This is a genomic window from Streptomyces sp. NPDC055103 (assembly GCF_053607625.1).
Genome location: NZ_JBSGTX010000037.1, coordinates 71,332 through 82,510, shown reverse-complemented (window position 1 = coordinate 82,510; position 11,179 = coordinate 71,332). Strand labels below are relative to the sequence as shown.

The following is an 11,179-nucleotide window of genomic DNA, read 5'->3' as shown; positions in this document are numbered from 1 at the left end:
GCACCGCACTGGGGACGGCCCCTTTCTTTTCGTTGGCGCACCTCCGGCCGGAGGTGCGCCAAGGCTGCTACCCCTCGGCAGCGCCGGCCGGTGGATGGTCAGCCGATCGTCCCCGATTCCGCCGGGAACTCCGGCGGCCAGGGCTCACGCGGGTCGTGCAACGACTGCGCCCACCCATCACCTCGCCTCCCGCCAGTTCGGATTGCTGCCGACGACGAAGCTGTCGCCGTCCCGCTCCAACTTCCAGGTGCAGGCGGCGTCCTCCGCCGGAATGCCGTGCCGTTCGTGGAGCACGGCGAACTCCGCGGCGGTCGCTGCCGGTTGTGGAGCCCGTTCTCTTAGTAGGGCTTGAGGAACATCAGTTCCACATGCCCGAAAGAGACCTCGACCCTCGTCGTGGTCCGGTCCACCAGTGTGGCCTAACTGGCCAGAAGGAGTTGCCGGTGCGAAGGAAGGAACGCGACGACTCTGAAGAGCCGCCCCTCCCGAATGAAATCTGTCATACCCACCATCTTCTTATCACTACTCCACGGGCGTTCCGTTGGCATACGTCAACCGCGTCGGGTGCACCCGCTCGAACACCGGCTTGCCGGCCGCGTCGAGCACCGGCTTGCCGGCCTCGTCGAGCTTGATCATGTACCACTTGATGGAATCCCACTTGCGGTACTCCATCCGGAGGGCCGCACGGAGTTTGACCATCTCCCATGCGGTTCCGTAGCCCTGCTTTTGGATGAGCGTCCAGTCGCTGTTCGGGATCGTGTCCCCTCGCGCCAGAAGCAGAGTCAGCGCCTCGTCGGCGTTCTTGGCACCTGCGACACCGTCCAGCGACACCGAGAGCTCCACGTTGGAGTTGACCACAGCTCTCTCCACTCCCACCGTCCAAATGGCGCGTTCCCCCAGCCCCATGCTTGCGGGCAGTTGGGTTCCGTAGAGGTCGTCGTTGAACGTGCGCCCGCCGACAGACGTGGCCAGAGCATCCGAACCGGGGTTGACTCCGAGGACGATGTGATCGCCGTCCTTCACCAGGTCGGTGAGGACCTCAGTGCACTTCTTGACGACGTCGTCGCTGGCCGCCGCGACGGAGAACGACACGACCTTGAAGGTCGCGGTGTCCACCGTCTCGCACGCCTCGGAGAGCTTCCGGACGATACGGCTGATGATGCCCTGGACGACGGCCTCGGTCAGGCCGATGGTGCGGAGCGCCAGATAGGCGTCCATGAATCCGATGCCGGTCTTGAGGGCGGCGTCCACCGCCGTTACAGCGGCCTTGGCCGACCTGAAGATCGCGCCCGCGACGAACCAGCTGGCCGCCCAGGCGCAGTCGCCCCAGCTGCCACCGGAGAGACCCGGGGTGATCAGCTTGGCGCAGCCGATGAAGTCGCCGAGCAGGACGTCGATCGGGTCGATGCCCGAGTCGAACTCGAGCATCGTCAGCGTGACGGTGAGCCTCTTCGTCTCCGCCTTCGTCACCTCGGGGCCGAGGTAGACCGTCTCCGCGGCCGGGCAGCTGCCCGAGCTCGTGTACGACTCCCACGGCACCATGCACATGTACACGTCGACGTGCGACTTGTACGTGATGTCGGCCGTGATCTTGCAGTCCCCGATGTGGAGGATCGGGTTGCAGTTGTCCTTGACGACGTTCTGCGGTTCGCCGATGTATTCGATGTGGTCGAGGACCGCCCACACATCGCTGATCCCGGTGGTGAGACCCTGCGAGATCTGTTCGCTGCTACCGCCCTTCTCCGTGCGGTCCGCGGCGGCCTGGGCCTCGTTTGCCGCGTCCCACGCGTCGTCGGCGGCTTCCTCTGCTGCCGTCGCGTCGGTCTCCGCCTGGGTGGCGGTGTCCCGGGCGCTGGCGGCGTCCTCCTCGGCCTGGGTGGCTGCGGCGCGGGCGTTGGCGGCGTCCTTCTCCGCCTCGGTGGCCGCGGCGTCCGCGGCGGTGGCGTCGGCCTGCGCGTCCCTCGCCGCCCACGACGCCGCCATGGCGTCGTTGCCGGCTGACTGGACGTAGCCGTCGGCGCGGTTCGCTGAGGCCTGGGCTTCCTTGGCGTCCTTCGCGGCCTGGGTGGCTGAGGCTTGGGCCCGCTGGTACGCGTTGGCGGCACGGAGCGCGTCGGCCGCCGCGGCCGAGGCCGCCTGCGCCGCGAGCTTCATGTCCGCGGTGGCCTGTTCGGCCAGGGCCTTCGCCTCGGCGGAGAACGCCTGGGCCATGTTCGCGGTAGCGGCCGCTGCCGCTGCCTGTTGCTGCGAGATCGTCAGGGACTGCTGTCCCGTCAGTACCGCGAACGCCGCCGAGCTGTCGGTCTCCTGGTACGGGCCGCCGAGGGCGATCGCCTCGTTGGCCGGCTTGATCACCGCCTTCGCGGAGTCACGAGCCGCGAGCGAGGCCTGCACGGCCGCGAGGGCCTTGCCGGCGGTGGTCGCCGCCCAGGCTGCGGTCTGCAGCGCCTCAGAACGGGCGGCAGCCGCCTCCGTCTTGGCGACCTTGGCCGCCGCGGAGGCCTTCTCCGACTCCTCCTTGGCGCCCTTGGCGTCGGCCGCCGCCGCCTCGGAGGCGTCGATGGCCTCGGCCGCCGCGGCGTGCGCCGCTGCCGCGGAACCGGCCGCGACCATGTACGAGGACCAGGCGCTGTCGGCAGCCGCCTTGGCGCGGGACGCGGAGCCCTGCGCCTTCGTGGCCGCGTCACGGGCGTTGACGGCCGAGGTCGTGGCTGCGTTCGCCGAAGCGCGGGCGTTGGTGGCCGCCGTGGTCGCCGTGTTGGCGGCGGCACGGGCGTCGGTCGCGGAGGCCCGGGCGGCCTCGGCTGCGTCCGTACCGTCAACGGCCGCGGCGTGGGCCTCAAGGGCCGCCGCCTTCGCCTTCAGCGAGTCCCGCCGCTGCTCGGCCTCCAGGGCCCGATCGCGAGCGGCGACCGCGTCGCGCTCCGACTGCTCGGCGACGCCCCGCTTGGCCGAGGCCGCGGTACCCGCTGCCTCGGCCGAGGTACGGGCCTCACTGGCGATCCGGCCCTGGGCGACGGCGTCGGCCTCGTGGGCCTTCGCCTTGTCCCGCTCGCTCTCCGCGGTGGCCCGGTAGGCCGCCGCGTTGGCGCGCTCCAGCTCGGCGACGGCACGGGACGCCTGCGCGTCGGCCGCAGCCTGACGGGCCTGCTCCTCTTCCGCGAGCGCGGTTTCCTTGGCCTTCTTGGCCTTCTCGGCGTTCGCCGCGGCCGAGGCCGCGTAGGCGTCCGCGCTGTCCGCGGCGGCCTTCGCCTGGGCGGCGGCCTCCTGCGCGGCGATCCGGCGGAACTCCGTGTTCACCGCGTGCGCTTCGGTCTGCGCCAGGGCAAGCAGCGTCTGGGACGTCGCGACGGTGGCGTTCGCCGCGTTCAGGGCCGTCTCCGTCGCCTTCGCGGCGGCCGTGGCGGCGGCACCGGAGGCGCGCGCGACCTGCACCGACTGCTGCGCGTACATCAGGCCACGACCGCGCGGCACCTCGGAGGCGTCCGCGATCGTCCACGCCTGCTGCTGCGCGGTCACCGCACGCTGAGAGGCGGCGGTGGCCAGAGCGGCCTGATCCTTCGCCTTAACGGCCAGCGTCTGGACCTTGCCGCGGGCGTTCGCGAGGTCCGTCTTCGCCTTGTCGAAGAGGGCCTGCTTCGGCTTGAAGAGGTGGTCCGGGTCGGCCTCCAGGAGGTCGTGCCAGTACTTCTGCCAGCGCAGGATCTGATCGGCACGCCACGCCTGACCGATGGCCTCGACCATGTTGTCGGCGGCGGCGCGGGTCGCGGCGGCGGCGTCCGCCTCCGCGCGCATGATGACCGCGCGCGGGGCGGTCTGACCGGCGTACTCCGCCTCCCACTCGGCCGAGGCCTGGGAGACGGCCTCGCTCAGGGCGTTGCGCGGGTCCACCGGGTCGTTGTGGTTGCACGAGGCCCAGGCCTGCTTGAGGTTCTCGACCTCGATACGGAACTCAGGGGTACCCTCGACGACCTTCTTGTCGAGGAAGCCGCCGTGCCGCAGGTACGTCGCGATGTCCGCCGACGTGGTACCCCCGGAGAACCGGGTGTTGTTCAGGTTCGTGAACAGCAGCATGGTGTCGGCGGCGTAGTCGTGCCAGCCGTCCTTGCCCTGGTTCTGCTCGGTGACCTTTCGAGCCTGAGCAACAGCCTCGGCGCTTGGGTTGGTGTGGTCGTCCCAGCCGAGCCGGTATGACAGCTTGGTCTGTGCGGCCAGGGTGAACCCGAGGGTGTCTTCGCCGAACTCCGGGGCGTGCAGCGTGATCCCGTCGTCGAACGAGCTCATCGCGTACGGGCGATTGGCGTCCTCCAGGATCGCCTCGCGGGCAGCGATGGCATCCCAGAAGGCGTTGCTCGCCTCATGGTCCAGGTCCCGGGCCTGTCCCAGGGGCCCCAAGCCGATCCAGCCGACGTCGGCTATGACCGCGTCCAGCTGAGCGTTGGTGCCGCTGAGGCCCTCGATGGCCTTGGCCTTCATATTGGCGCCGCCCGCGTGAAGGGCGACTCCCACGAGGCACCGGTTGAGACGCGGGGTGGAGCGGACGTCACTGATGACGGCCGTCAGATCGTTGAGCCGGCGAAACGCGTTGTCGGCGTCGACGAAGAGCTGCCGGACGCCATCGGAGACCTTCTCGATCGCCTGGGCGAGCGCGGGCATGCGGCCCACGATCACGGCGGACGACGGGATGTCGACCAGCGTCCAGAGGCAGTCCTCGATGTCGTAACCGGCCAGGCATTCCTTGACCTTGGCGACGTCGAGCTGCTCGAAGAGGATCTGCCCGCCGTTCGCGGTCGCCCACTCGACGACGTTCACCGAGACGGCCGCGAGGCCCTCCCGGTAGTCGTCCACACAGGTCTGACCACACGCGTCGAGGAGGATCCGCTCCTCGCGCTCACCGAGGACCGGCCAGTTGGACGCACCACCCTTGATCGGTGTGACGCCCTCGGCGAGGGCCTCCTGGTGCGCGGCCTCGTTCTTCTTACGCAGCTCCTCCTCGGCCTTCTTCGCGGCCTCCTCGGCAGCAGAACTGTCACCATCCGCATCGGATGCCTTGCCCTCAGCGGCCTTGGCCTGCTGCTCCGCCTCGGCCGCCTTGCGTGCGGCTTCCTCGGCGGCTTCGGCCGCACGTCCCGCCTTGCCGTTTGCCTCGGCGGCGTGCTGCTCGGCGTCGGTGGCCTCGCGGTAAGCCTCCCCGGCGACACTGCTCGCTTCGCTGGCGGTGAAGACGGCGCTGAGGGCGTCGTTCCCGGCCTGCTCGGCGTGGCCGGAGGCGGCGTCGGCGGCGGTCTTCGCGTCCTTCTGCGCGTCGGCGGCCTCGGCCGCCGACGCCTGGGCGCGGGTCACGGCCTCGACGGCGCGCGCCGAATCACTCGCCGCGCGGGCGGCGGCCTCCGCGGCGAGCTTGGCATCGCCGGTGGCCTGAGCGGCGGCCTGCAGCGCCTCCTCGGCAGCGGCTGCCGCCTCAGTCGCCTTGGCCTCGGCCGCGGCGGCCTGCTGTTCGGCGATCGTCTTCGACGACTGGCCGACCAGCGCGGCGAACGCGGCCGAACTGTCCGTCTCCTGGTACTGACTTCCCATCGCTATGGCCTCGATGGAGGCGGCGCCCGCTCCCTTTGCAGCGTCACGGGCGGCGAGCGCGGCCTGACCGGCGGCGTAGGCACGGCCGACAACGGTCGCGGCCGACTTCACCGCCTCGCCGGCGCTGGCCCCGGCGGCGACCGACTCCAGCTGCGCCTTCTTGGCCAGCTCGGCGGCATTCTCCGAGGCCGTCGCCGCGTTGTCCGCGCGAAGCGCCGCGTCCTGGGACGCGTCTAGGGCGGTGGCGGCCTCAGCCCGCGCGGTGGAGGCCGCGCCGAGGGAGGCGTAGGCCACCGACCACGCGCTGCTCGCACTGGCCTGGGCGCGCTCGGCGGCGCCCTCCGCCGTGGTGGCGGCGCTCCGCGCTGAGACGGCGGCGGCGGTGGCCTCGTCTGCCGCGGTCTGCGCGGCGGTGGCGGCCTGGACGGCCTGGTTCGCGGCCGTCCGGGCGGCGGTGGCGGCGGCCCGGGTCTCAGCAGCGGCCGCGGTGCCCTCGGCGGCGACGGCCGCGGCTTCGAGGGCGGCGGCGCGGGCCGCGGTGGCCTGCTTTGCTTGGAGTGCGGCGATCGCCTTCTCGCGCGCGGTCTGCGCGGCCTTCGCCTTCTCGTCGGCGACCTTCCGCTTTGCCGTGGCGTCGGCGGTCGCGGTGCTGGCGGCCGTGTCGGCGTTCTTCGCCGCGGTCTGCTGGGTCCCAGCCCTCTGTTCGGCCTCCTCCGCCTTTGCGCGTTCGGTCGCGGCCTTGGCGCGGGAGGCGATGGCGATGGCCTTCTCCGCCTGCGCCTTGGCCCGCTCGGAGGCAGCCGTGCTTGCGGCCGTCTTGGCCTTGTCGCGCTTCTGCTCGGCCGTTGTCTGCGCGCTCTTGGCGGTGGTGGCGGCTTCGGCGGCGGCCGTGGCGTTGGCCTCGGCGCTGTCGGCGGCGGCCTTCGCCTGAGCGGCGGCCTCCTCGGCGGCGACCCGACGGAACTCGGTGCTGATCGCGTGCGAGTCCGTCTGCGCCTTGGCGAGCAGGGCATCCGCGTCTTCCACGGTCGCGTTCGTGGCGGACATCGCGGTCTCGGTCGCCTTCGCGGCTGCCTCGGCGGCAGCGGCCAAAGCGCGGGCGGCCTGGACGGACTGCTGCGCGTACATCAGCCCCCGGCCGCGCGGCACGTGGGTCGCGTCGGCGACTGACCAGGCCTCCTGCTGCGCGCTCGCGGCCTTCTGCGCGGCGGCCGCGGCCTTGGCGGCCTGCGCCTTGGACGAGGCGACCAGGGCGGTCGCGTTGGTACGAGCCTGGGCCAGGTCGGCCGTGGCCTTGTCATAGAACGCCTGGTCGGGCGCGTTCGGGTTTCCCGGCCAGCCAGGGAGGACCTCCAGCCAGTACTTGCGCCAGATCAGGATCTGCTCGGCGAGCCACGCCTGCCGAATGGCCTCGATCATGTCGTCGGTGGCGGCGCGGGTCGCCGCCGTGGCCTCGACCTCGGCGTGCATGATCGTGGCGCGCTGGGTGGCCTGTCCGGCGTACTCCAGCTCCCACTCGACCATCGCGTCCATGACGAGCTCGTTGAGCTTGCGGGACGGATCATATGGGTTCTGGTTGTCGCAGGCGGCCCAGGCCTGCTTCAGGTTCTCCACCTCGACCCGGTACTCGGCGGAGTCCTTGGTCGGTGCCTGAGTCGGATAACCACCGTGGCGCAGGTAGGACGCGATGTCGCTGGAAGTCGTCCCACGCGAATATTTACTTTGGAAGTCCTTGAACATCCAGTCCGCGGTGAAGTCGTGCCATTCGTCCTTGCCGAGATTCTCTTCCGTGATCGCTCTGGCGCGGTCTACAGCCTCACTACTGGCCTCGCTGTGGCCGTCCCAACCGAGCTGGTGCGCGCGTTGGGCCTTCGAGACTGCCGTGAAGTAGTTCACGTCCGAGCCGAACGCGGGCGCGTGCACCTCTATGCCCTCGGCGGAAAAGGCGGACATGCGGTAGGGATAGTTGGCCGCATTGAGTTCTTCGACCCGCTTGGCACTGGCTGTGTAGGAGGCCTGTGCCTCCTCGTCGTCGGCGTCATCGGCCAGGCCCAGAGGGCCGTAGAAGATCCAGCCGACATGGCTGACGACCTCGCGCAGTTGCTCGTCGGTGCCCGTCAGGCCCTCGATGGCCTTGGCCTTCATCGCGGGACCGCCGATGTGCAGTGCCACACCGGTAAGGCAGCGGTCGAGCCGCCGTTGCTCGCCGATGCTGTTGCGGTAGAGGCCGTCGTCCACCTCGGGCACCGGGTCGGCGTAGGCCGGAGCGGCCTGGATCACGCCGGCCAGTACGGCGGCGGCGGTGACGAGCGCCGTCGTGCCGGTGGCCCTGGCAAGGGCGGACCGTATGCGACGTCGGCGTCTGCCGACGTCTCTGAACAATGACATGGAGTGCCTGACAATCTGTCGATCCTTCGACAGCGTCATTCATGGGCATGCCAAACCGGGCGGCTCGCCGCCCGGCCCCCGGCCTCGTACGGCATGCTTCAGCGCGGCCGCCCCTCCCCATGAACCAGCGCCGCCGCTTACTCTGCGACGATGTCACGCAACGCTCCGCACGTGAAGATCAAATAATCTTCACCAACCGCACACGGGAGCCCACCGACGGACAAAGCCGTCCGCAAGTTGATCATCTTGTTACCCGGCGTAGAACGCGCAGTTGATCGGGTGTCAGAGGCGGTTGTCTCGTATCGCGAGAAGCTCCCACATTTCCCGGCCGACGTGCTCGACGGGCCGGCCCGGAGATCACGAAGGTGCTCGCTGCGGCGATGGCCACGACGTCCACCGCCCGCCAGCGCATCGGCCTGCCCGGCTCTGCGACGGGAGCTCGCTGGTGAGCGCCGACGTGGTAGGCGTCTGGCGGCCCGGTTCGGGAGACGAGGTGGCAGGATGATGCGGTGTCCGACTCTCTGCATGAACTGTGGCTGCGTGGCCTCGCTTTCAATCCGGCGGCGCCCTCCGACGTACTGGTACGCCTGATGGATCAAGCGGCCGGTGAGGCCGGCCTGCTGATGTGCGAGGGTCGTGACCTGCCCGACGCCGTCATCGACGCGGCCCTGCGTCATCCGATCAGAGCCGTCCGCAGCGCGCTCGCCCGCAACCTGTACGTCGACCCGGCGCGGCTCGCCCCCCTGGCGACGGACCCGTCGGGACTCGTCCGCGCGTGGCTCGCCGAGGGCCCCCGGTCCCGGCCCCGATGGGTCCGGCCGCTGCCGGACGACATTCTCGTAACTCTGCTGACCGCGCAGGATGGGGGAGAGGACGGCAGACTCACCGCAGGTGAGATCATCGGGGTGCTCGAATCGTCCCGGCAGATCCCGCTGTCCTTCCGCCATTCCCTGGCCGGCCGCAAGCACCCCGAACTCCGGATACGGGCCACCTGGAGTTGGGGGTCGCTCACCCCGGCGCAGCGGGCGGCGCTGCTCGACGATCCAGACCCCGCAGTCCGTGAAGCGGCGAAAGACCACAGTTGGGTGCTGGATCCGGAACAAGTAGAGGCCCGACTGCCTTCCTACGAGCCGCGCGGCAAGCCCTTCGTGTTCGGCACGTGCGCCCTGTCGCCCGCGCTCGTCGAGCAGTGCTTCGCGTACGGCACGGTGCGCCCCCTGGCCCGAAACCGCCACGCCCCGGCCTACGCCGTCGCCCGGCTCGCCCGCCATCCCGAGGCCGGGGTCCGTGCGCTGGTCACCATCCGGCCCGACCTGGGGCCGGACCTGGTCGCGGAGCTGAGGGAAGACCCGGACGAGAACGTACGGGCGCGGGCACGCCTCCACCCCTTCTCCCGCACCTGGGTCGAGTACGAAATAATTCACAGGATCATCGACCACGGCCCGGACTGCACCTGCCCGATCACCGAGCCCGCCCTGCGGCCGTCACCCGGCTGGTTCGCCGCCTGCGCGGCGTCCGAGGAACCGGTGCTCCGCCGGGTTGCGGCGAGCTGGCCCGGCCTGCCCGCAGAACTCGTCGCGACACTCGCGCAGGACGACGACGAGGAAGTACGGATCCGGCTGGCCTGCCACCACCCCCTGGCCCCGCCACGCCTCCTCCTGGACGTCTTCGTCACCCGCCCGGCCCACCGTCCGCACCTGCTGACCCTGCCCGCGTTCCCCCGCACCGGCACGACCCACCTCATCGGCCACCCGGATCCGCAGGTACGAGCCCTGGCCGCAGCCGATCCCGCCCTGCCCGACCCCCCGGTGGAAGACCCCGACGAGTCGGTGCGCCGTGCAGCCGCCGCCAACCCGAGCCTGACACTGCAGGCCCTGGAGGCCCTCCTCGCCGACCCTCGCACCGCAGAGGGCGCCGCAGCCAACCCGTCCCTCCCCGTCCCCCGCATGCACGCACTCATTGACCGCTGCCTGAACGACGTCCCCACCCCGCCGACGATGCCCCGACGCTGAGGGACCACGGCCGCGTAGCGATCACAGGCATGGCAACCTCCGTCGACCACCGGTCGACGCCGACACACCAGACAGGTGTTTCCGAATCTCGGGTTGTGCTACAGGACGGGTTCGTAGCTGACGGGCGGTGAGCGGTCCGTCGGCCGGGGCTATGGTCGTGTGCGACGATCGGTTGCCTGTTTGTACTGCGAGGTTCCCATGCCGCCTTCCGTTCCAGAGCGCCACGACGAGTTGGCTCAGCACTTCGGCCGTGAGGGTCTTCGTCGTTTCGAGCGTGCGAGCTTGCTCGGAGCGAGACTGCCCGACACGGCTCAGGCCTTCCTGGAGGAAACCGGCGTGCCTCGGGGTGTGGCCTCCTTTTTCAGGTCTCCGGGCGACCGGGACCCGGTGGCACTTGGAGTTGTTGCTGTGCGTTCCTCGTTGCCGAGGCCGCATGAGGCGATGGAGGACTGGCCGCGTATCGGCGGTGACGGTCTGGCGCACTTGTGTGTGCGTCCTGACGGTGCTGTTCAGGCGGTGTTGTTGCAGGACGTCGTGGAGGACATGTTCGTCAACACTGATGTGTCGAGTCTGAGTGCGGCTCTGCTGGCGTTGGATCGTTCGCTGCCGTTGCTGGCGGTGGCCTCAGGGCTGGCAGAGGCTGCGGGGGTCCTGCGTGATCTGAATGCGGAGCTGCGTCGGATCGATCCTGTCGCGTTCGAGGGGCGGGAGTCGTGGTGGCCGCGGGTTTTGGACGATGTGCGGCACACGTTGAACTTCCCGTTCTCCGCGGCGTTCGAGTATGTCGATGCGGCGGATTCGAAGCAGGTGGTTACGGATGTCACCGGGCCCGGCCTGGCGCATCCGGAGGAGATCATCTGGCGTGGCTTGTCTGCTCAGGGTGTGAAGCCGGAGCAGGTGGTTCGCGTTCATTGTGAGCTGGAGCCGTGTCTCATGCCCGGTCACTACTGCGCTGTCTGGATGCAGGAGGCGTTTCCTCGGGCGCAGTTCACTCACAGCTTCGACTACGGGATTTCCGCTGAGTCCCGCGAGGAGGGCATCAGGAAGCTGATCGTCCACGCTGCCGGGCAGGCGGGGCGCGGTTGATGCGCTGGGAACGGCCTGCTGCGGGGAGGGAACCGGCGGCAGCGGCATTGTTGGGTTGGCTGGCCGACCTGCAGGCTCCTCGTCTGTGTCTGGTGTCCGGATCGCAAGGGAGTGGG

General features: G+C 70.1%; 3 protein-coding genes. 2 read left to right on the top strand and 1 reads right to left on the bottom strand.

Annotated features, from left to right (window positions below):
• Nucleotides 1-522: 522 nt before the first annotated feature.
• Nucleotides 523-7,965, bottom strand: coding sequence for a polymorphic toxin type 27 domain-containing protein (locus ACWFR1_RS23260; RefSeq protein ID WP_453554104.1), 7,443 nt, complete (start codon nucleotides 7,963-7,965; stop codon nucleotides 523-525).
• A 509-nt stretch (nucleotides 7,966-8,474) separates the two neighbouring features.
• Here ACWFR1_RS23260 and ACWFR1_RS23255 point away from each other — a divergent pair.
• A complete protein-coding gene (locus tag ACWFR1_RS23255) occupies nucleotides 8,475-9,977 on the top strand; it encodes a hypothetical protein (RefSeq protein ID WP_453554102.1) in 1,503 nt (500 codons plus the stop codon).
• A 198-nt stretch (nucleotides 9,978-10,175) separates the two neighbouring features.
• The gene (locus ACWFR1_RS23250; protein ID WP_453554100.1) at nucleotides 10,176-11,063 is read left to right on the top strand and encodes an SUKH-4 family immunity protein; all 888 of its coding nucleotides are present in this window, start codon (nucleotides 10,176-10,178) and stop codon (nucleotides 11,061-11,063) included.
• The last annotated feature ends 116 nt before the right edge of the window (nucleotides 11,064-11,179 follow it).